Origin of the sequence: Hymenobacter psychrophilus (genome assembly GCF_900107135.1) — a bacterium.
Lineage (GTDB): Bacteria > Bacteroidota > Bacteroidia > Cytophagales > Hymenobacteraceae > Hymenobacter > Hymenobacter psychrophilus.
In genome coordinates, this window is sequence record NZ_FNOV01000013.1 from 82572 (window position 1) to 107937 (window position 25366).

Genomic DNA, 25366 nt, shown 5'->3' on the forward strand with positions numbered 1-25366 from the left:
GCGTTTTTTTTCAGCCGCCGGGTTACCTCCTCTACTTTCAGGTATAAAGCCTCAAATCAGCCAGTAATTCTTCGGAAACGTTGGCTCGGTTTATCAAAAACGACTTTCCAATTTCTTCAACAACCCCCATCATGAAAAAAGTACTGTTCCTCGCCCTGGCCGCTGTTTCGTTCTCGTTCGCTTCGTGCGACAGCAAGACTGAAGATGCTCAGGAGCAAGCTGCTGACAACGTAGAAGAAGCCGGCGAAATGAAGGCTGACGCTATGGAAGAGAAGGCTGACATGGTTCGTGACTCGGCTGATGCCAAGGCTGACGCTATGGAAAACACCGCTGACGCCATGGATGCTCCTGCTACCACGCCTGCTCAGTAATTACTGCCGCATCCTTCACCGGATGTAAAAAAGAGGCCTCCCGCTTGCGGGAGGCCTCTTTTTTTGTTGCTATTATATCAGCCCAGCCGGCGTTGCAACAGGCCGTCGACTACCTCGAATAGCTTATGCGGCGGGTAGGTGCGCCAGGGCAACTCGTCGAGCTGGCCGCCGAAGTTGAGGTAGGAGTCGATGTTGTACTGGCGCATTTCGCGGCTCACGTGCTCCTGGAAGTTCACGGCCGCAATCCAGCCGTCTTCCACGTCCTCAAACCACTCCTCATAATAGTCGTCTTCCGAGCCGTGGAAGTTGAACACGTTTTCGCCGATGAGGATAAATTTACGGATACCCTCGTGCGTCATCAGGTCGATGATATTACGCTTGAGCTCCATGATGTCGTTTTCGATGGCGTCGTTCCACTCGCCGATGAACTCGATGATGGCCGCGCCCAACTCGTAATCCACAAACAGAATCTTCAGAAACAGCGTCTCGGACCCCAGGCTGTCCCACTGCGGATGGATGTAGTACCCGTAGATGGTGTTGACGTAAGAATCGAGGCTATTTTCGGCTTCGTGCAGGGGCGAAAGTGGGTCGTCGGAGGCCGAATAGTGGTCCAGCCAGGCATAGTGCGGTTCGATAGTGTGCATAGAAACTAGCTTCAGCTTGCGAAGTAGGTAGAACAGTACCCGGCGCTGGTTTTGTTCAAGAGGCTGCGCATCTAGCGACTCAATACTAACCCAGCCATACTCGCATTACCATGAACAACAAGCCTGGTATTGCCATCAGCAAGGCCAAGGCCGCAGTTAGCCAAAGCCTCCGTCGAACGGTTAGAACAGCCGCGATAAGCAGCAAAAGTCCAACCGAGCCAGTAAAAGGTACTGACCCTATCATTGGTAACAGACCTTCGCCGCTGCGAACTATCAGCGTGCATAGGCCAGACTGGATCAAAATCATCCCCAAGTCAAGAGCTGGATTGCTCGATTGGATATAACCATATCAATGCCCGCTGTAGGCTGCCAGCGCCGCCCGCACCGAGCCGTGCAGCTCCAGCAGCTCGGCGGCCTTAGATTGCTCCAGGCCCAGCTCGTCCATCAGCATCTTTTCGCCACGGTCTACCAGTTTGGCATTGCTGAGCTGCATGTCCACCATTTTATTGCCCTTCACGCGGCCCAGCCTAATGAAGGTGGCCGTGGTAAGCATATTGAGCGCCAGTTTCTGGCCAGTACCGGCCTTGAGGCGGGTGCTGCCGGTTACGAACTCCGGTCCGGTCACTACTTCCACCGGAAACTCCGCCGCGGCTGCCACCGCCGAATCGGCGTTGCACACGATGCAGCCCGTGGCCAGCCCGTGCTGCCGGGCCTGCTCCAGTCCGCCAATAACATAAGGCGTGCGGCCCGAAGCGGCAATACCCACCACAATATCCTTATCGGTTATATCGTAAGCCTGTAAGTCCAGCCAGGCTTGCTGGGCATCATCCTCGGCGTTTTCCACCGCCTTGCGGATGGCCGTGTCGCCGCCCGCAATCAGGCCAATAACCACGCCGTGGGGCACACCAAAGGTGGGCGGGCACTCCGAGGCATCGAGAATACCGAGCCGGCCGCTGGTGCCTGCGCCGATGTAGAACAGCCGCCCGCCCGCACCCAGCCGGGCCACGGTGGCCTCTACCAGCGCTTCCAGCTGCGGTAGCGCCCGGGCCACGGCCTGAGGCACCGTCTGGTCGAGTTGGTTCATACCGGCCAGCAGTGCCGCAGTGGGCAGCGTTTCGAGGTGGTTGAATTCGGAGGCGCTTTCGGTTGTCATCGGAAGTTGAGGTTGTGCGTGAGAAAGCATACGAGCCAGTGCCCTAAAAGGCTGTTTCGTACTATTCACTAAACTTATTTTAGCTGTCCAATTACCGCAAAACGGTCGAAGACATTGGCGGTGTGGGGTGCCTGAGTCATTTCAGGGGTCAGGTCCTGGCCGGCCCAGTGCTCATAGTGATTGCCACGCTTCCAAAGGCGCGAACGGCTCACGTCGTAAATCAGCCCGCGGAAAGCCACCCAGATTTCGTCACGGTCCTGTCCGTTGCGCAGCGCCAGCTGGTTGCGCGTAAAAAAAGGTTGCTCTGCTACCGGCCGGCCGTCGCCCGTAATTGGCTCAAAATCGGCTTCAGGGCTTTCCATTCTCAATCTCTGACTTTTGATTTTTTATTCTCACCCCAGTAGTGCCTGCGTGAGAATCCAGCGGTGGGGTACGTCGCCCTGAGCGGCGCGCAGGTAGTCCTGGTAGCTGCAGGGCACGATACGGCGGGCATTGCCGGTCAGGTTTACTACCTCCATCCACCAGCGGTCCGTCTGGCGTGACTTATAGAACACGATGCGGTCAGGGCCATCCTCATCGTCCGAGTCGTTGTGGTGGGGCTGGGCGTAGCGGGCGGGACCGTGCAGGCCGGCGGCGTAGCGCAGGAAAGTGGAGCCGCGGAAATCGACTTCACGGCGGCGGTAGTAATAGCCTTCCACAAAGTACCAGAGCATGGTAGCCTGCACTGCGGCAGCCAGTCCATGTGGGTCGTGGTCGGGGCGGTAACCGTAGAGGCCGAAGGAGGTGAGCTGGTCGTTGCAGCCAGCGTACCAGGCCAGCTTGGCGGCTTCCTCGTTGGTGAGGCCGAAAGGGTTGGGTGGCTGGTAGGCCGGCGCATCCTGCCAGCGCACGGCGGCCACATCGAAGCTCACGAAATCGGCCTGGCGCAGCAGTGGCTCGGCCTGCCGGATGTCGTCGCGAATCTGGCCCACGCGCAGGGTTTCGAAGTGCAGCTTTTCGAGGGCTGCCAGCACATCGGGGGCTACCAAGTACTGCTGGTGGGCCAACTGCGAGAAATTGAACAGAAAAGTGGGCGCATGCAATAGCATCCGGCGCAAATGGCTGTCTTCGGGAGCGGCACTATCGGGCTCGGCCATATCCACGCGGGCATCTACGGTGGCAAAGCTTACGGCCCGCTCCAGCGTTTCGTAGGCCAGAAACTGGCCGTAGTCGAGGTCGTGCGAGCCGCCTACCAGCAGTGCCACGGTGCCCTGTTCGAGCAGGGCGGCAATAATTTCGCGGAGGCGCTGATAGGTGTCTTCCAGCGTGAGGCCGGGGCGCAGATTGCCCAAATCGGCGAGGCGGCAGGGGCTGGAACCCTTCTGAAGCTGGTAAAGTTGGCGGCGCACGGCGTTGGCCCCGTGGCCCGCCGGCTCGCCAACCGCGCTGCCCCGCCACTCGTCCAGGCCAATAAGGGCCAGGTCGGCGGTGCGCCAGTCGGGGAAGTTACCGCCGGTGAAGGCCGACACGGCTCCGGCCAGCACGGTCGCCGGAGCACCGGCGGGCACAAGTTCTTCGGGCAGCGGGTCGAAAAAGATAGCCAGATTCATCGGGCGCGGAAGGGGCGTTGGACAAAGCTACGCAAAAGCCAGCCACGTGTCCCGCTGTTTTTAGGCCTGTTTGACTGTGATTTCAGGAAAAAAGCAGTTATTTAAGGTGCTTTATAATCTGGTTGGGGCCGCTACACGGTCGTTTCCTGTTTGTCTCTCTGCCTCAACTCCCATTCCCGCCTAGTTCGTCGCCCATGGAAATCCGCCGCACGTTCGATATTCTGCCTCATCTACAGAAACAATACAATAAGGCTGATTGCCTGGCCGCTAAAATAGACGGCCACTACCAGCCCATGAGCACCGACGAGGTAGTTCGGCAGGTGAACGAGGCCAGCCTGGGCCTGCGGGCGCTCGGCATCGGTAAGGATGATAAGGTGGCCCTGATTTCGATGAACCGGCCCGAGTGGATGATTGCCGACTTCGCCATTGCCCAGCTTGGGGCCGTGAGCGTGCCAATGTACCCAACCATCACAACTGAGGACTATAAGTTCATCTTCGCGGATGCTGGTGTGAAGGCAGTACTGGTATCCGACCAAAAGCTGCTCGACAAGGTAACCGAAGCCATTGAGGGGCTCAGCGTTCCGACTGAAAACGTCTTCAGCTTCGATAAGCTTGATGGCGCGCGTTACTTCGGCGAGTTGCTGGAGATGGGCCAGAAGGGCAATCTTGCCGATCTGGAGCCGCTCAAAGCCGCCGTCGAACCCGGTGATTTGCTCACCCTCATTTACACCTCAGGTACTACTGGCAAACCCAAGGGTGTCATGCTTACTCACAACAACCTGCTCAGCAACTGCCGCAATGCCCAGCGGTTTGTGCCGGTTACCAAAGATGATAAGGCCCTGAGCTTCCTGCCTCTCTGCCACATTTTCGAGCGCATGGTAACCCACCTGTACCTCATCAATGGCGTGAGTATTTACTATGCCGAGAGCATGGAAACCATTGCCGACAACCTGCGTGAGGTACAGCCCGAAATCTTCACTACGGTGCCCCGCCTGCTCGAGAAGGTCTATGACAAGATTGTGGCCAAGGGCCACGCGCTGGAAGGCGTGAAGAAAAGCATGTTCTTCTGGGCGCTCAACCTGGGCCTGAAGTACGATAACCAGCAGGACCACGGCTTTCTTTATAATACCCAGTTGAAGCTGGCCAATAAGCTCATCTTCAACAAGTGGCGCGAGGCGCTGGGCGGCAACCTGCGCTGCATTGTGAGCGGGGGAGGGGCCCTGCAGCCCCGGCTGGCCCGCGTGTTCTGGGCCGCTGGCATCCCGGTAATGGAGGGCTACGGCCTCACCGAAACCTCGCCCGTAATTGCCGTGGGTGGCTACGACCCCGAAAACAACATGATCGGTACTGTAGGCCCCATCATCGACAATACGGAGGTGAAAATTGCCCACGACGGTGAAATCCTGACCAAGTCGGAATCGGTGATGAAGGGCTACTACAACCAGCCAGAGCTGACGGCCAAGGAGTTCGACGCTGACGGCTGGTTTCATACCGGCGACATCGGAGAGATGGTGGACGGCAAGTTTCTTAAAATCACCGACCGCAAGAAGGAGATGTTCAAGACCTCGGGCGGCAAATATATTGCCCCGCAGGTGCTGGAAGGCAAGATGAAGGAGTCGCCGCTTATCGAGCAGTGCATGGTGGTGGGCGACGGCCAGAAGTTCGCTTCGGCCCTCGTTATTCCTTCCTTCGACGATCTGAAAGGCTGGTGCAAGCGCAACAATGTACCCTGTGACGGCTCGCCGGCCGAGTTGGTGAAGGACGAGAAGGTGATAAAGATGTACGAGGACCTCGTGCATAAGTACAACGAGAGCTTTGCCAAGTGGGAACAGGTGAAGAAAATCGTGCTGCTGCCCGAGCAGTGGACCGTAGAGTCGGGCGAGATGACGCCCACCATGAAGGTGAAGCGCAAGGCCATTACGGCCAACAACCAAAGCCTGATAGAAGGCTTGTATGACTAAAGGGCGAAGCAGGGAGAATAAGCGGATAGAAAAAAATAAAGCAGCCACGCATCCTTTCCACCAGTGTCCCGGTCAGGCAGGTAGTTTCATTGTTTCACTACAACTCAAGGACATGAGAAAATTACTAACTCCTCTGCTATTCGCTGCGTGTTTCGGCATAGCGGCGTGCTCAACGGCCGGCGACCCAGAACCGATGGTTGAAACTGCCAGACCAATCGTCAATGTTTCAGGGCAAGTATGGGCGTTCGATGAGTTTGGGTATCTACAATCGCCCGAGGGAGTAGAAATTGCGCTGGGATCAGCCGGTGCCCTCAAAACGCTGACTACAGTTGAAGGAATGTATCGGTTCAGTAATGTAAAGATGCCGGGGGCTGAACGCTTTCTTAAGGCTGTTGATGTTAGTGTTCTTAAAGCAGGCTTTGTAGACGTAAATCAGGCGCAGGTAAACCTGGAGTTTCCCTGCACGTTTGATTTCCAACTACATAAAGCCTCCACTTCGGTTGTCAGCGCGTTGCAGGTCCAAGTAGAAGGGGCGTTTATTGTGGTGCGTGGGGTTCTGACGAATGGCCGGGCCAAAGCTGGGGATGAAGCATGGGTTACGCTGTTTGTCGGAATCGACAACCCCAACATTTCAGTTTCCCAATCAGACAAAACGTACAACTTTCCGGTGACGTGTGCTGAGAGTGGCGTTCCAACGGCCTTCACATATCGTATCCAAAAAAACGATTTCCAACGCTATGAAGGCAACAATTCAAAACTGACCCTGTTGGCATACGGCAATATTCCGCTTCGCGACGAGTATGGCCACGCATACGGTAACAGGATGCTCATTGGAGATATGAAATACAGTACAGACGGCCAGTCTTACTACTTTTCTTATCCGGGACTAGGCCCTCTGCCTTCAGAAAAAATAACGTTTTGGCTGTAGGAAATACACTTGTCTACCCGCGCATTCAGTTCTTAGCGGCTCATTGAATCCGCCTGAATACAAAAGCGAGGAGCCGTCCTGAAAATAAAGTTTGGTGAATGTTCTTGGTAAGCACAACAGCCCTGTTGCCCAACGGTAGCAGGGCTGTTGCGTGAAGCTAGGGCTAAACTTTTTTCGCCTAACTTAGTATGCAAGCATAACATATTTTCCGTATGTTTACCGGACTTGCACTACTTCCCTATGACCCCCGAAGAAACTGTCGATTATAATATCAAGGTTGCCTGGCATGCCATTTCGCGCATGTACAATACGCAGGCGACTAAGCACGATATTACTACCAGCATTGGGTTTGTGCTGCTCAACATCGACCAGGAAAACGGTACGCCGGCTACCAAAATTGCGCCTTTATTGGGCCTCGAGACCCGGTCCCTGACCCGAATTCTGCGCTCAATGGAAGAAAAGGGGCTGATTTACAAACAGGCCGATACCCAGGATAAACGCTCGGTGCGGATTTTCCTGACCGAAGATGGCCTGCGCAACAAAGAAATCTCGCGCCAAACCGTGCGCCACTTCAACCTGAAAGTGCGCGAGGACATTCCGCAGAGCGAACTGGACGTGTTTTTCCGCGTCATCAGCCAGATTACTAATATGATTGAAGGGAAAACACTCTTCAATAACTTTAAACTCAAGCCCCTGCGCTCCGCCGAATCATCGGCCGCGTGAAGGGGTTTTTAGTGCTTGGTTATTGGTGTATAGTGCTCAGGCTGTTTAGAAATAAGGCCCGCATATATATGTTCCAATGAAACGAACCAAGTACTATACACCAACAACGAAGCACTAACCACTACCCACCAATATGAACCGTACCATCAAGAAAGTAGCCGTTCTGGGCTCCGGGGTGATGGGCTCGCGCATTGCGTGCCACTTCGCCAACATCGGGGTGCAGGTGCTGCTGCTCGACATTTCTCCGAAAGAGCTGCTGCCCGCCGAGGAAGCCAAAGGCCTGAAGCTGGATTCGCCGCTGGTAAAGAACCGCCTCGTCAACAGCGCCCTGGAGGCTACTGTGAAGGCAAACCCTTCGCCGCTCTACCGCAAGCAGGACGTGAGCCGCATCAAAACCGGCAACTTCGACGACAACCTCAAGGATATTGCCGGCTGCGACTGGACGATTGAGGTGGTAGTGGAGCGGCTCGACATCAAGCAGAGCCTGTTTGAGCGCGTGGAGCAGTTCCGCAAGCCCGGCACCCTGATTACGAGCAACACTTCGGGCATCCCTATTCATATGATGACCGAAGGCCGTTCCGACGACTTCAAGAAGCATTTCTGCGGCACCCACTTTTTCAACCCGCCGCGCTACCTGAAGCTGCTCGAAATCATCCCGACCCCCGACACGGACCAGGCGGTGGTGGATTTCCTGATGCACTACGGCGACCTATACCTGGGCAAAACCACCGTTTTGGCCAAGGATACTCCCGCGTTCATTGCCAACCGCGTGGGCGTGTTCGCCATCATGGATGTGATTCAGGTGATGCAGCAGCTCGGCCTTTCGGTGGAGGAAGTGGACAAGCTGACCGGTCCGGTTATCGGCCACGCCAAGTCGGCCACCTTCCGCACCTCTGATGTAGTGGGACTCGATACGCTGATGAACGTGGCCAACGGCCTCGCCCAAAACCTGCCCAACGACGAAGCCAAAGCTGTGTTCCAGCTGCCCGACTACCTGAAAAAGATGGGCGAAAACAAGTGGCTGGGTGACAAAACCGGTCAGGGCTTCTACAAGAAAACCAAGGACGACAAGGGCAAAACCGCTATTCTGGCCCTCGACCTGAACACGCTGGAGTACCAGCCGAGCCAGAAGGTGAAGTTTGCTACCCTCGAAACCACCAAGGCCATCGAGAAGCTGGCCGACCGCTTCAAGGTGCTGGTAGCCGGCAAAGACAAGGCCGGCGAATTCTACCGCAAGAGCTTCGCGGGCCTGTTTGCCTACGTGAGCAACCGGATTCCCGAAATCACCGACGCCCTCTATAAGATTGACGACGCCCTGCGCGCCGGCTTCGGCTGGGACATGGGGCCGTTTGAAACCTGGGACGCCCTGGGCGTGCAGAAGGGCCTGGAACTGGCCAAGGCCGAGGGCAAAACCGTTGCGCCCTGGATTGAGGAGATGCTGGCTGCCGGTCACGAAACCTTTTACAAGGTGAACGAGGCGGGCGTGAAGCAATTCTACGACCTCGACTCGAAGAGCTACCAAGCCATTCCGGGCATGGAAAACTTCGTGATTCTGGACAACCTGCGGGCAACCGGTAAAGTGGTCTGGAAGAACTCGGGCGCTTCGGTGCTCGATATGGGCGACGGTATCCTGAACGTGGAATTCCACAGCAAGATGAACGCGCTGGGCTCCGACGTAATCCAAGGCTTGATGAAGGGCGTGGAGCTGGCCGAAAAGGACTTCCGCGGCCTCGTGGTGGGCAACGACGCGCCGAACTTCTCGGCCGGCGCCAACCTGGGCCTCGTGTACATGTACGCCCTCGACCAGGAGTACGACGAGCTGAACCTGATGATTGCCCAATTCCAGCAGGCCATGATGCGGATGCGCTACAGCAGCATTCCGGTGGTAAGCGCCCCCCACGGCCTGGCCCTGGGCGGCGGCTGCGAGCTGAACCTGCACGCCGATAAAGTAGTGGCCGCGGCCGAAACATATATGGGCCTCGTGGAATTCGGCGTGGGGCTGATTCCGGCCGGCGGCGGCACCAAGGAAATGACCCTGCGCACTGCCCTCAAGTACGAGGAAGGTGAGCCGGAGTACAACCTGATCCGCAATACCTTCATGACTATAAGCACCGCCAAAGTCTCGACCTCGGCGGCCGAAGCCTTCGACTTAGGTTTCCTGCGCCCCGGCGACGAAGTGGTGGTGAATTCCAACCGCGTAATCGCCCAGGCCAAAGCGGCCGCCATCGAGTTGGCTGATGCCGGCTACACCCAGCCAGTGCAGAAAACCAACATCAAAGTGCACGGCAAAGGCGCTTTGGGCATGTTCATGACCGGCGTGCACGCCATGCGGCAGGGCAACTACATCTCCGACCATGACATGAAGATTGCCAACAAACTGGCCTTCATCATGTGCGGCGGCGACCTGAGTGCACCTACCGAAGTATCGGAGCAGTACCTGCTGGACTTGGAGCGCGAAGCCTTCCTGAGCCTCACCGGCGAGCGGAAAACGTTGGAGCGTATTCAGTCGATTCTGACTACGGGCAAACCATTGAGAAACTAGAGCCAGAACCCAACTTCTTTCCTGGTCGCAGGAGAGAAGCTGGCCTGACACTACCTCCCCATCTTCAAGACTCCATTATATGAACGCATATATCGTAGCAGGTTACCGCACGGCAGTGGGCAAAGCCACCCGCGGCGGTTTCCGCTTCACCCGCCCCGACGACTTGGCCGCCGACGTTATCAAGCACCTCGTGGCCTCGGTACCCGCTCTTGACCCTACTCGCATCGATGATGTGATTGTGGGCAATGCCGTGCCGGAAGCCGAGCAGGGCCTGCAAATGGGCCGCCTGATTTCGCTGCTGGCGCTGCCCATGAACGTGTCGGGCCTCATCGTGAACCGCTACTGCGGTTCCGGCGTGGAAACCATTGCCATGGCAACCGGCAAAATTGCGGCCGGCATGGCCGATTGCATTGTGGCTGGTGGTACCGAAAGTATGAGCATGGTGCCCACCGTGGGCTGGAAAACCGTGCCCAACTACAACCTGGCCCAGAAGCACCCCGACTACTACCTCGGCATGGGCCTGACGGCCGAAGCTGTGGCGCAGGACTATAAGGTGTCGCGTGAAGACCAAGACCAGTTCTCCTACAACTCCCACCAGAAGGCCATTAAGGCTATTCAGGAAGGTAAGTTCAAGGAGCAGATTGTGCCCATCACGGTCAACGAAACCTACCTCGACCAAGCTACGGGCAAGAAGAAAACCCGCTCCTACGTAGTCGAAACCGATGAAGGTCCGCGCGCCGATACGTCGGTGGAAGTGCTGGGCAAGCTGCGGCCGGTTTTCGCGGCCAACGGCTCAGTAACGGCCGGCAACTCCTCGCAAACCTCTGACGGGGCAGCCTTCGTTATCGTGATGTCGGAGCGGATGGTGAAAGAGTTGAATCTGGAGCCGATTGCCCGCATGGTAACGTACGCCACCGAAGGCATCGACCCGCGCATCATGGGTATGGGCCCCATAAAGGCCATTCCGAAGGCGCTGAAGCAGGCTGGTATGAAGCTGCAGGACATCGACCTGTTCGAATTGAATGAGGCCTTCGCTTCCCAGAGCTTGGCCGTAATGCGCGAGCTGGATATGGACCAGAGCAAGGTGAACGTGAACGGCGGCGCTATTGCCCTCGGTCACCCGCTGGGTTGCTCCGGCGCCAAGCTCAGCATCCAGCTGTTCCACGAGCTGCGGGCTCAGAACAAGAAGTACGGCATGGTAACCGCCTGCGTGGGCGGCGGACAGGGCGTAGCCGGCATCTACGAGCTGCTGAAGTAACCCCATCCGTCATTCTTCGCGGAGTGGAGAGTGACAGATAGTACTGAAATCGAAAACCCCGGAAGCCATTCCGGGGTTTTCTTTCCACAAAGTACTCGGCAAGCATAACAAATTTTGTTATCTTGCGCTACGAGTAGCGGCCGCCGCCTTATCCCCAAGTAGTAGGCAAGCCGAATAGTTTTCTTTCGATTCCCCACTTCAAAATATACCCCATCATGGAAGTAGCCAACCAGCTTGTAAAAGGCGGCGAGTTCATCATCAAGGAAACCAACGCCCAGGACGTATTTACGCCCGCCGATTTTTCGGAGGAGCAGAACATGATGCACCAGACCGCCATCGACTTTGTCGACAAGGAGGTGTGGCCGTTGCTTGACCGCCTCGACAACCACGAGGAGGGCCTGATGCGCGGGCTGATGGAGAAGTCGGGTCAGTTGGGCCTGTTCGGCGTGAGCATTCCCGAGCAATTCGGCGGCCTCGATATGGACTTCCCGACTTCGCTCCGCGTGACGGAAGGCGTGGGCAAAGGCCACTCATTCCCGGTGGCTTTCGCGGCGCACACGGGCATTGCCATGTTGCCCATTCTGTATTTCGGCAACGATGAGCAGAAGGCCAAGTACCTGCCCGGCCTCACCAACGGTGAGCTGATGGGTGCCTACTGCCTCACCGAGCCCGGCTCGGGCTCCGACGCGCTGGGCGCCAAAACCAAGGCCATGCCCACCGAAGACGGCGAGCATTACGTGCTCAACGGCCAGAAAATGTGGATTACCAACGGCGGTTTTGCCGACGTATTCATCGTTTTTGCCCAGGTTGACGGCGACAAGTTCACCGGCTTCATCGTGGATAAAGACACGCCCGGCCTGACCCTCGGCAACGAGGAGCACAAGATGGGCATCAAGGGTTCTTCGACCCGCCAAGTATTCCTGTCCGATGCCAAAGTGCCTAAATCGGCCGTGTTGGGCGAGATTGGCAAGGGTCACCTGATTGCCTTCAACATCCTCAATATCGGTCGCATTAAGCTGGCTGCTGCTTGCTTGGGCGCTACCAAAGGGTGCGCCACGCAGAGCGTGAAGTATGCCAATGAGCGGGTGCAATTCAAGCTGCCCATCAGCAAGTTCGGCGCCATCAAGTTCAAGCTGGCTCAGCAGGCCATCCGGATTTACGCCGTAGAATCGGCTATTTACCGCGCCGGCATGGACATTGCCCGCATGGAGCAGGAGCTGCTCAGCCAGGGCCAGAGCCACAACGAGGCGCTGTTGGGCGCCGCCCGCGAGTTTGCCGTGGAGTGCGCCATTCTGAAAGTAGAAGGCTCGGAAGTGTTGGACTACGTGGTGGACGAAGGTGTGCAGATTTTCGGTGGCTACGGTTTCTCGGCCGATTACCCAATGGACCGCAATTACCGCGACTCGCGCATCAACCGCATCTTCGAGGGCACGAACGAAATCAACCGCATGCTGGCCGTTGATATGATCCTGAAGAAGGGTCTGAAGGGCGAGATTGACCTGATGGGCCCCGCCCAGGCTGTGCAGCAGGAGCTGATGGCCATTCCGGACATGAACCTGGAAGAGGAAACCGGCCTGTTCGCTACCGAGAAGAAGACCATCGCCAAGCTGAAAAAGGCCATCCTGATGGTAGCTGGTACGGCCGTGCAGAAGTACATGAACTCGCTCGCCAAGGAGCAGGAAGTACTGATGAACATTGCCGATATGGCCATCAAGGTGTACACCGCCGAAAGCGTTCTGCTGCGTGTGGAGAAGGAAGCTGGTGCTAAAGGTGAAGAGGCAATGTCGGCCCAGATGGATATGGCCCGCGTGTACCTCTACGACACGGTGGACCAGGTAAACAAGTTCGGCAAAGATGCCATCGGCACCATGACCGAGGGTGATGAGCAGCGTCTGCTGGCCATGGGCCTCAAGCGCTTCACCAAGGCAGACCTCTACAACGCCAAGGAAGCCCGTCGCCGCATTGCCGATGTGCTGATTGCCGCTGATGAGTACGCGTTCTAGGACCACGAATTAGCACGGACTTCAACGGATTGCACGGTTTCTTTGACCGGTGTTAGTGCCGGAAATTTTGTCGCTGTTTACCTCTCTGAAGTAGGTGAAATAACCAGCCGCTCCCATTAGGGGGCGGCTGGTTGCTTTTTAGTAGCTTTCGGAGGCCGGGCAACACCTGAGCGGCTCACGCCGTTTGTGCTAGTACTCCTACCATCCCACCCAAATTTTTCTACTTATGGCCAACGAACAGGTTCAGGGCAAAGACTTTTACGAAAGTGTGCTCCGGTTCTACGACCACGCGGCCAGCTTCTCGAAGCTGGACCCCGGCATTCTGGCCCAAATTCGGGCCTGCAATAGTATTTACAAAGTGAACTTCCCCGTGGAAGTTGACGGCCATGTGCAGGTGTTCGAGGGCATCCGGGTGCAGCATAGCCACCACAAGCTGCCCAGCAAGGGCGGTATCCGCTACAGCATTTATGTGGATGAGGACGAGGTAATGGCCCTGGCCACGCTTATGACCTTCAAGTGTGCCCTCGTCGATGTACCGTTTGGTGGCGCCAAAGGGGGCGTTAAAATCAACCCCCGTACTACGCCTGAACACGTGCTGGAACGCGTAACCCGGCGCTACGCCAGTGAGCTGGTCAAGAAAAACCTGATCGGCCCCGGCATGGATGTGCCCGCCCCCGACTATGGCACCGGCAGCCGCGAAATGGCCTGGATTGCCGATACCTACATGACGTTCAAGTACGGCGACACCAACGCACTGGGCTGCGTAACGGGCAAACCCGTGGGCCAGGGTGGCATCCGGGGCCGGACGGAAGCTACTGGCCTGGGCGTGTTCTATGGCCTGCGCGAGCTGATGGCGGACGAACCCCTGCTGAAAAAGATGGGCCTGAGTGAAGGCATGGCCGGCAAGCGCATCATCGTGCAGGGCTTAGGCAACGTGGGCTACTATGCGGCTAAGTTCTGCCAGGAAGCCGGAGCCCTTATTGTTGGTATTGCCGAGCGCGAAGGCGGTATTTACAGCGAAAACGGTCTTGATGTGGAGGCTGTATTTCAGCACCGCCAAAGCACCAGCTCAATTCTGGGCTTCAAGGGTGCCAAAGACATTGAGGAGTCGCTCGATTTGCTCGAATACGAGTGTGACGTGTTGATTCCAGCCGCCCTCGAAAATCAGATTACCGAAGAAAACGCGCCGAAAGTGAAGGCCAAAGTCGTGGCCGAGGGAGCAAACGGCCCTACCACCCAAGGAGCCGAGAAAATCCTGCTAGAGCGCGGCATCGTAGTGTTGCCAGACCTGTACCTGAACGCCGGCGGCGTAACGGTATCGTACTTCGAGTGGCTGAAAAACCTGTCGAACGTGCGTTTTGGCCGTATGGGCAAGCGGGCCGAGGAAGGGGCCATGCGCCGTCTGGTAGCCACCATTGAGCGCACCACCGGCCGCACCGTTACGGATGCGGAACGCCAGTCCATCATTCACGGCGCCGACGAAATCGACCTTGTGCACTCGGGCCTCGAAGACACCATGATTACTGCCTACCAGTCCATCCGTAAGGTTATGGATGATATACCCGGCATCACCGACCTGCGCACGGCGGCCTTCTACAGTGCCATCGAGAAAATCGGTGTTAGCTACCAGTCGCTCGGCATCTTCCCGTAAGGTTAGCTGTTAGCTGTTAGCTGTTAGCTGTTAGCTGTTAGCTGTTAGCGAAAAGCGCCCCTTCCCGCATGTATCGGGAAGGGGCGCTTGTTTTTTACGCTAGAGTTCGACTACAAAACCCGCGAAATCCGATAAAATTTGTGCTAATCCGTGGTCCTTATTTGAGCACGATTTTATTCAGCATTAGGGCCGCTGATTTTTTGCTGGGACGGCTTACGCCAATGATGGTTTTGGGGTCGAGCCAAGCCGTAAAGTCCTTAACGTAGGCCAGATTTTGGTCGGTGGCTACATTCAGGCCCAGTCCTTTTGGTGCGCTTATTACGCCCGTTGGCACATCCAGCCGCCGCAGGTAGAGGTCGGATTTGCCCTTGATTTTCTCCCAGGTCAGCAGTTGTATCTCGGGGCCGGAGGTGGTGGCGCGGTAGCTGATGCTACTGTAACCCTCGGCAGCGGGCGCCACTTGGTCTTTGGCTACAACGCTGCGCCAGCTCGGCGTCAGGAACTCGTTGTAGCCAAACAGGTGCAGCTCGCGCGTGTGGCCGGGCGCGCCTTCGCCACCTTCCTCGTATTTTTTTTCGGCCAGCACTACCACCTGTTTGTCGTCGGTGAGCAGTATATCGGTCAGGTAAATATCTTCGAGGCGCTTGGCAGGCGCCCCACCGACGGCCGTATTTACTTCAGCCAGGTAGTCGGCCGACAACGCTATTTCGGGAGCAAATTTCATGTCGCTTTCACCCGCAAAATCGAATTTCACCAACTTGAGGCTGTGGTAAAGACCCGTGGCCCGCTCGTTGCAAATGGCAGCGGCGTAGAGCGTGTTATCGGGGCGCAGCACGAAGCGCGAATCGAAGATGTTGACCACCTTCCCCCCAAATGTGCCGCCCACTGACACCGACATAACCTTCACATCGGGCGAGTCGTTGCGGTAGCGACGCACGCTAAGCTTTTTCATCTGGTCGCCGGCCAGCGTCACAAACTGGGTGCCGTCGTTGCCCACATGTACCGTCACCGAGAAAAAGTCGCCTTGATCATGAAAATCGTAGGTGCGGTCTTTCAGCTTCTGGAGCTTCTCGTCGTATACGCTGGCATTGATGGCCTTAATCTGGTTGCTCTGGCTGAGGTAACGCCAAGCCACCAGTCGGCTGCCGTCGGGCGAGAAGGCGACGCCGGGGCGCCGGTCGCGGGCGTTGGCCTCAACCAGCTTCTGGGCCGGACTTTTGCGGCCATCAGCGAGGCTGATTGAATGGGCCACGAGGCGCTGGGAGCCGGCCGCATTCTGATAGATGACTACGGTGGCCTGCTCGTTGCTCTGGCTAAATCCATCTACCACTTCACCCGCTGCCAGCGGCAGCGCCGTGCTCCAGCGGCGCTTCAGGTCGGCGTCGTAACGCTCCACGGCGTACTGGTCGGCAGCCTGATGGGCCAGAATAATGAATCCGCCATCTGGTAACGGCAGCGTTTTACGGCTCACACGCTGGTTATAGCGGTCGGCAGTAGTTTCGGGCAGATAGCTAAAAGCAGCTGATTTCACGCGCTGAGCCGAGGCCGGCTGGTGGGCCAGGGACGCCAGCGCAAGGCTGGCGGCAAACAGAAAAGTAAAACGCACGGGCAAAAAATACTTTATAACACAATGAGATAACGCAACGAACAGCGGCTCGCAAAGTTGTACTCTTCAAAGGTACCGAAGTTTTAGCTGAACGAAAGTCGTATTGATATCGGCGGGATTATAAATGCCTCAGCTAGGCATGGGCGGCCGAAAGAGCTGATTTTGCGGGTCGAAGGGCAACCTATGGTATAAGCCTTCGTTTAGATGGCCGCTGGTGTACCTGACGGAATAGGCGCGGATGGCGCCATCACTAAGTTTCTATTACAAATCTATTGCCGAGTACAAGCTACAGTCGGGCATAGGAAAAACCGAAAAAGCCAAATTATGTACCTGCTCCGGCGCAGTTCTTGCAGTCTTTCAGCTACGTTTAGTTTACCTACCTTATGAACTCTTTACTCCGCTTTGCTTTAATGATTTCCCTTGTTATCATCGGAAAGCTAAATAGCACACCTACAAAATCAGTTAGCCTAAGCCAAAACGAGGAGGCCCAGTGGATAATTCCGGTCTATACTACTACAGTGCATAAAACATCAACCCACACGGCAAGCCCGCTGCCTGCCGAAACCGGGAAGTTTCGCTCGTGGCGGCTAATGACCGACATCCCCGCTACCGACGAGTAAGTTCAGCTATACGTTCTCCATCAACGGCTCTTCAGGAGCCGTTTTTTGTGCCCCATTGGCCCTTAACTAATGCGGCTCCAGTTAACGGCCGTGGCGGGCAGGCTTTCTATGTGGTGGCGAATGGCTTGGTTAGCGGGCTTGGCCAGGTTAGGATCATCCTGCAGCAGGGCCTGGGCGGCGGCCCGGCTTTCGCTCAGAATACGCCCGTCCTTGGCCAAGTCGGCAATCAGCAAATCGAGCACACCGCTTTGTTGGGTGCCCATCAGGTCGCCGGGGCCGCGCAGCTTCAGGTCGATGTCGGCAATTTCGAAGCCGTTGTTGGTACGCACCATCGTTTCGATGCGGGTGCGCGAGTCTTTGCTGAGCTTGTAGCCGCTCATCAGAATGCAGTAGCTCTGGTCGGCGCCCCGGCCCACGCGGCCCCGCAACTGGTGTAGCTGGGAGAGGCCGAACCGCTCGGTGCTTTCGATGACCATCACGGAGGCGTTAGGCACGTTTACGCCCACCTCAATCACGGTGGTAGCCACCATAATCTGGGTCTGGTTGCTCACGAAGCGCTGCATTTCGGCGTCCTTCTCACCGGCCGTCATGCGTCCGTGCACAATGCTGATCTGCAGTTCCGGAAAAGCCCGCGCTACGCTCTCGTAGCCGTCCATCAGATCCTTGTAGTCGGCCATGGCTTCGCTTTCCTCAATCAGCGGGTATACGATGTACACCTGCCGGCCCAGCTTCACTTGGTCGCGCAGAAACTGAAATACTTTCAGGCGGTTCGAGTCGAAGCGGTGGACCGTGACGATGGGCTTGCGGCCGGCCGGCAGCTCGTCAATTACGCTCACGTCGAGGTCGCCGTAGAGCGTCATGGCCAGCGTGCGCGGGATGGGCGTGGCCGTCATTACCAGCACGTGCGGTATCACGTGGGGATTTTTCTGCCAGAGCTTGGAGCGCTGGGCCACCCCAAAGCGGTGTTGCTCATCCATGATGGTGAGGCCCAGGTTCTTGAACTGCACCACATCTTCGAGCAGGGCGTGGGTGCCGGTCAGGATATGCATTTCGCCCGAGCGCAGCTGCTCGTGCAATACCCGGCGGGCGGCCGGGCGGGTGCTGCCCGTCAGCAGACCGATTTTCAGGCCCAGCAGGTCGGCAAACTCCTTGAGGCCGGAGTAATGCTGGTTGGCCAGGATTTCGGTGGGCGCCATCAGGCAGCTCTGAGCGCCGTTGTCGGCCGCCATCAGCATGGCAATAAAGGCCACGATGGTTTTGCCCGAGCCCACGTCGCCCTGCAGCAACCGGTTCATCTGCTGGCCGGCACAAAAGTCCTTATAAATGTCGTGAATAACCCGTTTCTGGGCCCCGGTCAGGTCGAAGGGCAGCACGTTTTTGTAGAAGTGGACCAGTGTGGGCACCTCCTTGAAAATCTGGCCTGCGAGCGAGACTTTGCGCTGGTCGCGCTGGCGCAGTAGCTTTAGCTGAATATAGAACAGCTCCTCAAACTTGAGCCGGAACCGGGCTGTCTGGAGCAGGTCGGGCGTTTGGGGGAAGTGGATCTGCTGGAGCGCCGTGGCCTTGCCCATCAGGGCATAGTGCTCAATCAGGGCCGGCGAGAGGGTTTCCTGCACATGGGGCAGGGCCAGCTTCAGCAGGTCGGCCACCATGCGGGCAATGGCCTTGCTATCGACGCGGTGGTAGTTCTTGAGCTTTTCCGACGTGTTATAGACAGGCTGCAAAAAGCTTTGACCGGGCTTCTGCTCGGTTACTTCCTCCAGCTCGGGGTGGGCCATCTGGGGCCGCCCATTGAACATCGTAGGCTTGCCGAACACGATGTACTCCTGGTGGTTCTTAATGATTTTCTCCAGGTAATTCACGCCCTTAAACCACACCAACTCCAGCTCCCCGCTGGCGTCGGCTACCTTAGCCACCATGCGCTTCTTGTGGCCCTCGCCAATTACCTCCCGATTCCGTAAAATGCCCTTTATCTGCACATAGGGTAAATCATCGTGCAAATCCACGACGTTGTAGAACTGCGTGCGGTCGAGGTAGCGAAAGGGGTAGCGCTGGATCAGGTCGCCGTAGGTGAACAGGCCCAGCTCCTTCTGCAGCAACTGAGCGCGTTGCAATCCCACACCCTTCAGGTATTCAATCTTGGTCTGGAAAAAACTCATTATCGGAGCTGTTAGCTGATAACTATTAGCTGCTAGCTTTTTGTGGTTGAGTACGGTGTTGGATTGCAGACGGAAAGCCAAAAGCTATCGGCCATTAGCTAACAGCTTACTTGGTGTAGCGTAACGTGTTCAGCAGATGAACCATATCCTGCTTCACGTATTCTATAATCGGGGCCAGCGAGTCGTTGGCGGTGGCGGTGCGGAAGTATAAGGCCCCGCGCAGGAAGTGGCGGGTGCTGTCGGTGGTGTAGAACTGGAACTGACTGGGCACCTCGCCCTGCAGATCGAACACCGTGGCCCTCATGCCGCCGGGCATTTGCAGCACCCGCTCATCGATAGCCGAAGCCTTTATTTCGTGCTTGCTGGTAAGCTTGCGAGCATCTTCGAGCAGGCGGTTGAAGCGCTGACTGTTGGCCCGCAGGTCGGCGTAGGTAAGCTGAACGTTGGCCTTGAGCTGCGGGTAATACACGTTTATCCAGTGCGGTTGGGCCAGGTACGACGAGTCGCGCAGGATTTTGGCCCCGCGCGAGTACTCGAACGTATAGGGCCGGCCCGGCGCCAGCTGCTGGTAGGCGTGGGGCGGTAAATCGATGCGGTTGTAGCCCTTGGGCTTGGGCGTGAAATCGGGGGCCGAGGTGCAGCCTCCCGCCAGCAATAAGCCGGCGGTGGCCACGCACCAAAAACCAGGAAATCGGGAAAAAGCCATGCAGCGGAAGCGCGACGAGTGAACAGTAAAGGTAACCACGAAAAGCCGTGCAACGTGCCCGTGCCGCCGCAACCGGTACCGTTCAACTCAATCAGGCAGTACGAGACCGCCCGCAAAAAGCCCCGGCCTAGCCGGGGCTTTTCTATCAGGTAATGCGCTGGCCCTGCCTAAAAGGGCAACTGGTCGAGCTCGGGCTCCTGGCGGAAGGTGACGTGCTCCTCGACTGTCGCGGTCGTGGTGGGCTGGGCTACCGTGCCGGGGCGCGAGCCGAGCAGCGAAATCTCGTCGGCCACTATTTCGGTGATGTAGCGGGTCTGGTTGTCCTTGTCCTGATACTGACGGGTGCGGATGCGGCCTTCCACGTACACCTGCTGGCCTTTGTGCAGGTACTTCTCAGCCAACTCGGCTAGGCCGCGCCAGGCCGCAATGTTGTGCCATTCAGTCCGCTCGACGCGGGTGCCCTGTTTGTCTTTATAGTACTCGTTGGTAGCCATCGTGAAGTTGGCCACGGTGGTACCACCTTCCAGATGCCGCACTTCGGGGTCTTTGCCCAGGTGGCCAATTAGGATAACTTTGTTTACGCTTGCCATATGTCTGTTGCCTAAGCGGTTGAAGAGTGATTTTCAGTGTAATAAAGATAATCATGAATACTGTAAATGCCAAAGAAGTTGGCGGATTAAATTTCTTTTTTACTAATATAATTAGTTATAAGAATTGATTTAGGCAACTGCTCAATTTCCCTGCTGCGGTAAGCTGCCAGCCCGGCCGATGTAGCGGTGGCCGGCAGTGGCGCGGCCAGCCATATTTCATGGAACAGGGCCTCCACCTTTTGGTGGCTCAGCACATGGCGGGCTGCCACGGCGGGTTCCTCTACCTGGTCGGTAGCTACGCGCCCACCTAGTTGCTCCACGGCGGCCAGCAAATCGGCTCCCGGCAGCTCGGGCGCGTCGGTTTCGTGCAGGGCGAAGTCGTAGAGGCCTTCCCAAATGTCTTTGGGGCCACGTTTGCGCAGGTACACCGTATCGGCGTGGCGTAGCACCAGGTAATGGAAGTAGCGGGTGCGGGCGACTTTGGCCTTGCTTTTCACCGGTAGCTCGGCCACCAATCCGTGCTGAAAGGCGAAGCAACGGCTTTGTAACGGGCAGAACATGCAGTCGGGCTTGGCGGGCGTGCATTGCAATGCGCCAAACTCCATGATAGCCTGGTTGAATTCGGCCGGCTGGTCGGCCGGAATCAACTGGTCGGCCAACTGCTGAAACAGCTTGCGGCTGGCGGGCGCGGCAATATCGTGGTGCTGACCGAACACCCGGGCCAGCACCCGAAACACGTTGCCGTCGAGCACGGCTACCCGCTCATCATAAGCAAACGAGGCCACGGCGGCGGCCGTGTACTGGCCCACCCCTTTTAGCTTGAGCAATCCGGCGTAGGAATCCGGGAATTGGCTCCCGAACTCGGCCACCACCTGCTGGGCGGTGTAGTGCATATTGCGGGCCCGCGAATAGTAGCCCAAGCCTTGCCAGTGGCGCAGCACCTCATCGGGCGGGGCGGCCGCCAGGGCCTGCACGGTGGGGTAAGCAGTACTGAAGGTTTTGTAATACGGCAGGCCCTGTTTCACGCGGGTTTGCTGCAGAATCACTTCCGATAACCAGATAAGGTAAGGGTCGTGAGTATGGCGCCAGGGCAGGTCGCGGCGGTGGCGCGGGTACCAGGCCAGCAGGGCTTCGGCGAACCAGGAATAGGAATCCGGCGTTGTAGAGGGGAGTGATGAGAAACTCAAGTTTTTGAAAGAGAATTAGTTAAACGATAATCGGGGCGAAAGGCGGATTGCAGGGAAACGGTTTGTAATCCAAAAAAAGGGGGCTACCTTTGTGGCCCTCAAAACGTGGGCAAACTCTTACCGGGCAAGTGCTTACGTTTTTAGGATGGCCCTTAGTGCCGACCCATTTTTTTTCACCCTTAGTACACTTAGCAGCGTGACTAAAGCAGAAGTAATTGCCGAAATTGCCGACAAAACCGGCATCGAGAAAGCCGACGTATCGGCTACCGTAGAAGCCTTCTTTAAAGTTGTAAAAGACTCGATGGCTGACGGCAACAACATTTACGTGCGTGGCTTCGGCTCGTTCGTTAACAAGAAGCGCGCGAAGAAAGTAGCCCGCAACATCTCAAAAAATACGTCCATCATCATCGACGAGCACTACATCCCGAGCTTCAAACCTTCGAAGACTTTCATCGGGAAAATCAAAAACAGCAAGAAAATCAAGGAGATGGCTGCCTAAGCAGTCTTTGCCTTTCCGTTGCCGGCCGGGTCGCCGGGAACTCCTGCTAGCAGGATACTCCGGCGACCGGCCTTTTTCCCGTCCTGCCAATGGCCCTTAGCACTTCTTCTTCCAAGCACCAACTATTGATTCTGGCTTTAGCCTTGATTTTAGTAGCCGGCTTGTTTTTGCTGCCGAAGGTGATTGTGAAACCCAAAGATGGGCAGCCTACGCTGGCTCAGGACGGGAGCCGCACCGCCAACCGCGACCAGGGCGCTGCCGCACCCGCCGTGGGCGAACTCGACGAGCACGGCCACCCGGCCGGAAGTCACGACGAGCCCGGTGGTCCGACCGCCGAACAGCCCCACATGACGATGCCCAGCGCTCAGCGTCGGGAAATTGGCGCATTGGTGGCTAAGTACACGGCCGAAACCAATTTGGGCCCCAAGCTGCGGATGGCCCGCGAACTGGCCGATAAATACAAGGCGGTGGAGCGCTTCGATAGTGCCGGTTACTACCTGGAGCAGATTGCGCTGGTACGCCCCGGCGAACAAACTTTCCAGCGCGCCGCCGACCAGTATTATGAGGCCTATAGCTTTGCGACCACCGAGGCCCGGCAGAAACTGCTGGGCGCCAAGTGCCGCGAGCTGTACGAGCGGGTGCTGAAGAACAACCCGGATAACCTCGATGCCAAAACCAACCTCGGCATGGCCTACATGGCCAGCGAGAATCCGGTGAAGGGCATTACGCTGTTGCGGGAAGTTTTGGCCGCCGACCCACGCAACGAAAAGGCTTTGTATAACCTTGGTTTACTGGCTATTCAAAGCAATCAGTACGACAAAGCCGCCGAGCGTTTCAAAGAACTAACTCAGGTTAATTCCGAAAACGTCAACGCGCAGTTCTATCTTGGCGTTTCGTTAGCCCAAACAGGCGCGAAAGCGGAAGCCCGTCAGGCCTTCCTCAAAGCCAAGAGCATCAGCTCCGACCCGTCTTTGGCCGCGTCGGTTGATGAGCAACTGCAGAAGCTCCAGTAGAAAGAGTCGTTGGTTGCTAGTCGTCTGTTGTTAGTCTTTTCATTGGTCTGACAATTTACAACCAGCAACTGGCAACTAAACAAAAAAACATTCAACCACTTAACCCCAACACTATGCCTTGCGGTAAAAAAAGAAAGCGTCATAAGATTGCCACCCATAAGCGGAAGAAGCGTTTGCGCAAGAACCGTCATAAGAAGAAGTAAGCCCCGGCGGGGTTTGCTGGCGGCGTTTTTCAGTTGAAAATTGTTCGTCTATTTCTCACTTAGGTTCTTCCGAGAGTGGCCAGAAACATGCTTTCCCCGAGGCTGACAAGGGAAGCCAGCGCCAACGTGCGCTGGCTTCCCTTTGCGGGTTTCGGGGCCGGCAGGTTTGCTGCGGCCATTGCTTGGGGGTACCTTCCTAAGGCTTAATCCATTGAGTAACGAATTAATCATTAATTCTACTCAGGACGGAGAACGGATTGCCCTGCTACAGGATAAGCGGCTCATCGAATACCATTTCGACCGCAACGACACCGCCTACTCGGTTGGTGACATTTTCCTGGGCACGGTCAAGAAAGTTATGCCCGGTCTGAACGCCGCGTTCATTGACATCGGGTACCAAAAAGACGCCTTTCTGCACTACGGCGACCTGGGGGAAAGTTTCCCCTCGCTCATGAAGTGGAGTAAGAGCGTTCAATCGCAGAAAACAACCGTCGGGTCGCTGAAAAACTTTCAGTTCGAAGCGCCCCTCGACAAAGTAGGTAAAGTCGACCTCACGCTCAAGAAGGGCCAGCAATTGGTGGTTCAGATTGTAAAGGAGCCGATTTCTACCAAAGGTCCGCGCCTGTCCACCGATATTTCGATGGCCGGCCGATACCTGGTGCTGGTGCCGTTTTCCAACACCATCAGCGTGTCCAAGAAGATTGTCAGCCGTACGGAGCGGGATAGGCTTAAGCGCCTTATCGCTTCCATCAAGCCCGACAATTTTGGCGTGATTATCCGCACCGTGGCCGAGGGCCGCGAGGTGGCCGAGCTCGACCGGGACATGCAGAACATGACCGAGAAGTGGAACACGCTGGCTGAGAATCTGAAAGTGGGCAAGCCCAACGACAAGATTCTCGGCGAGCTGGGCCGCACTTCCTCCATGTTGCGCGACATGCTCAACGAGTCGTTCGATGCCATTACCGTGGACTCGCCGGCCCTGCACGAGGAAATGCACAGCTACCTGCAACAGATTGCCCCCGATAAGCTCGGGCTGCTGAAACTGCACACCGGCAAGGTGAAAGTATTTGAGCAGCACGGCATCGAGAAGCAACTAAAAACGCTGTTTGGGAAAGCCGTGACGGCCCCCGGCGGCGGTTACCTGGTTATCGAGCACACCGAGGCCCTGCACGTTATCGACGTGAACTCGGGAAACAAGAGCAACCAGGAAGGTGACCAGGAAGCCACGGCGCTAGCCGTGAACCTGGCCGCCGCCAAGGAAGTAGCCCGCCAGCTTCGGCTGCGCGACATGGGCGGCATCATCGTGGTCGATTTCATCGATATGAAATCGGCCGAGAGCCGCAAGAAGGTGGAGGATGCGGTGCACAGCGTGATGAAACACGACAAGGCCCGTTACACTATCCTGCCCATTACCAAGTTTGGCCTGCTTCAGATTACCCGGCAGCGCGTGCGGCCGGCCGAAGCCATTGTAACCGGCGAGGTGTGCCCCACCTGCGGCGGTACGGGCAAGATTTCGGCTTCCATCCTCGTGACGGACGAAATCGACAACAGCATCGACGACCTGCTGGTGGCTCAGAACCAGTCGGGCATTACGCTTTCCGTGCACCCTTTCCTGCACGCTTACTACACCAAAGGGTTGGTAAGCAAGCAGATGAAGTGGTACATGAGGTATTACAAGTGGGTAAAGGTGATGAAAGACACTAGTATGGGTCTCACCGAATACCGCATCGAGGACGAAAACGGCGAGGAAATCGAGCTGCATTCGGCCGCGGCGGCCATGAGCCGGTTGCAGGACCGGGAATTGGAAATAATTGACTGAACACTGACGGATTTTTTCTGCGAAAAAAACTCCTCCTGATAGAAGAAACCCCCGCGTTGCTCAAAGCAACGCGGGGGTTTTTCTTTAGAGCTTAGTTGATTTTGCGTAGGGCCTAGGCTGTTCAGGTGCTTTGTACAACGA

Annotated in this window: 20 protein-coding genes; 11 read left to right on the plus strand and 9 right to left on the minus strand. The window is 56.7% G+C overall.

The features are described from left to right. Positions 1–131 precede the first annotated feature (131 nt). Complete coding sequence (locus BLW21_RS17840) at positions 132–371, plus strand: hypothetical protein (protein ID WP_092742873.1); 240 nt, start codon at positions 132–134, stop codon at positions 369–371. A 77-nt stretch (positions 372–448) separates the two neighbouring features. On the opposite strand, the gene BLW21_RS17845 is transcribed toward BLW21_RS17840, so the two are convergent. From BLW21_RS17845 to BLW21_RS17860, 4 genes are all read right to left on the minus strand, one after another. After that, on the minus strand, positions 449–1015 hold the full coding sequence (locus BLW21_RS17845) for a hypothetical protein (protein WP_092742876.1): 567 nt from the start codon (positions 1013–1015) through the stop codon (positions 449–451). A 349-nt stretch (positions 1016–1364) separates the two neighbouring features. Next, positions 1365–2168, minus strand: a complete 804-nt coding sequence (gene murQ, locus BLW21_RS17850) for an N-acetylmuramic acid 6-phosphate etherase (protein ID WP_092742879.1) — start codon at positions 2166–2168, stop codon at positions 1365–1367. Between the two features lie 74 nt (positions 2169–2242). Beyond that, entirely contained in the window at positions 2243–2530 is a 288-nt protein-coding gene (locus BLW21_RS17855) for a cytochrome b5 domain-containing protein (RefSeq protein ID WP_092742881.1), read from the minus strand. A 30-nt stretch (positions 2531–2560) separates the two neighbouring features. Beyond that, positions 2561–3757 carry a formimidoylglutamase gene (locus BLW21_RS17860; protein WP_092742884.1) on the minus strand — a complete coding sequence of 399 codons (1197 nt, stop codon included), beginning with the start codon at positions 3755–3757 and terminating at the stop codon, positions 2561–2563. 194 nt (positions 3758–3951) lie between these two features. Between BLW21_RS17860 and BLW21_RS17865 the strand changes: the two genes are divergently transcribed. The 7 genes from BLW21_RS17865 to BLW21_RS17895 all read left to right on the plus strand — a co-directional run bounded on the left by BLW21_RS17865 (position 3952) and on the right by BLW21_RS17895 (position 14823). Continuing rightward, on the plus strand, positions 3952–5718 hold the full coding sequence (locus tag BLW21_RS17865) for an AMP-dependent synthetase/ligase (RefSeq protein WP_092742887.1): 1767 nt from the start codon (positions 3952–3954) through the stop codon (positions 5716–5718). Then, the gene (locus BLW21_RS17870) at positions 5711–6646 is read left to right on the plus strand and encodes a hypothetical protein (protein WP_139255296.1); all 936 of its coding nucleotides are present in this window, start codon (positions 5711–5713) and stop codon (positions 6644–6646) included. Before BLW21_RS17865 ends, BLW21_RS17870 begins: the two co-directional genes overlap by 8 nt. Positions 6647–6886: 240 nt before the next feature. Continuing rightward, entirely contained in the window at positions 6887–7369 is a 483-nt protein-coding gene (locus tag BLW21_RS17875; RefSeq protein ID WP_092742893.1) for a MarR family winged helix-turn-helix transcriptional regulator, read from the plus strand. A gap of 133 nt (positions 7370–7502) precedes the next feature. Continuing rightward, positions 7503–9911 (plus strand): 3-hydroxyacyl-CoA dehydrogenase/enoyl-CoA hydratase family protein, encoded by a 2409-nt coding sequence (locus BLW21_RS17880; RefSeq protein ID WP_092742896.1) that lies wholly within the window; start codon positions 7503–7505, stop codon positions 9909–9911. 79 nt (positions 9912–9990) lie between these two features. After that, positions 9991–11169: an acetyl-CoA C-acyltransferase gene (locus BLW21_RS17885; protein ID WP_092742899.1), complete on the plus strand. Its 1179-nt coding sequence runs from the start codon at positions 9991–9993 to the stop codon at positions 11167–11169. Between the two features lie 215 nt (positions 11170–11384). After that, positions 11385–13172: an acyl-CoA dehydrogenase family protein gene (locus BLW21_RS17890; protein ID WP_092742902.1), complete on the plus strand. Its 1788-nt coding sequence runs from the start codon at positions 11385–11387 to the stop codon at positions 13170–13172. Positions 13173–13398: 226 nt separating this feature from the next. Then, positions 13399–14823, plus strand: coding sequence for a Glu/Leu/Phe/Val family dehydrogenase (locus BLW21_RS17895; RefSeq protein WP_092742905.1), 1425 nt, complete (start codon positions 13399–13401; stop codon positions 14821–14823). A 157-nt stretch (positions 14824–14980) separates the two neighbouring features. Here BLW21_RS17895 and BLW21_RS17900 read toward each other — a convergent pair whose 3' ends face one another. From BLW21_RS17900 to mutY, 5 genes are all read right to left on the minus strand, one after another. Next, positions 14981–16429: a hypothetical protein gene (locus tag BLW21_RS17900; RefSeq protein WP_139255297.1), complete on the minus strand. Its 1449-nt coding sequence runs from the start codon at positions 16427–16429 to the stop codon at positions 14981–14983. A 682-nt stretch (positions 16430–17111) separates the two neighbouring features. After that, entirely contained in the window at positions 17112–19208 is a 2097-nt protein-coding gene (gene recG, locus BLW21_RS17905) for an ATP-dependent DNA helicase RecG (protein ID WP_092742911.1), read from the minus strand. A gap of 106 nt (positions 19209–19314) precedes the next feature. Further along, positions 19315–19914, minus strand: a complete 600-nt coding sequence (gene gldD, locus BLW21_RS17910) for a gliding motility lipoprotein GldD (RefSeq protein WP_092742914.1) — start codon at positions 19912–19914, stop codon at positions 19315–19317. Between the two features lie 167 nt (positions 19915–20081). Beyond that, on the minus strand, positions 20082–20504 hold the full coding sequence (locus BLW21_RS17915) for a single-stranded DNA-binding protein (protein ID WP_092742916.1): 423 nt from the start codon (positions 20502–20504) through the stop codon (positions 20082–20084). 86 nt (positions 20505–20590) lie between these two features. Next, a complete protein-coding gene (gene mutY, locus BLW21_RS17920; RefSeq protein WP_092742919.1) occupies positions 20591–21691 on the minus strand; it encodes an A/G-specific adenine glycosylase in 1101 nt (366 codons plus the stop codon). Between the two features lie 196 nt (positions 21692–21887). Here mutY and BLW21_RS17925 point away from each other — a divergent pair, with 196 nt between their 5' ends. The 3 genes from BLW21_RS17925 (at position 21888) to BLW21_RS17935 (ending at position 25225) form a co-directional block, all read left to right on the plus strand. Beyond that, positions 21888–22190: an HU family DNA-binding protein gene (locus BLW21_RS17925; protein ID WP_019948438.1), complete on the plus strand. Its 303-nt coding sequence runs from the start codon at positions 21888–21890 to the stop codon at positions 22188–22190. Between the two features lie 185 nt (positions 22191–22375). Next, a complete protein-coding gene (locus tag BLW21_RS17930; protein WP_245711953.1) occupies positions 22376–23203 on the plus strand; it encodes a tetratricopeptide repeat protein in 828 nt (275 codons plus the stop codon). Between the two features lie 414 nt (positions 23204–23617). Continuing rightward, on the plus strand, positions 23618–25225 hold the full coding sequence (locus tag BLW21_RS17935; protein ID WP_092742922.1) for an Rne/Rng family ribonuclease: 1608 nt from the start codon (positions 23618–23620) through the stop codon (positions 25223–25225). The last annotated feature ends 141 nt before the right edge of the window (positions 25226–25366 follow it).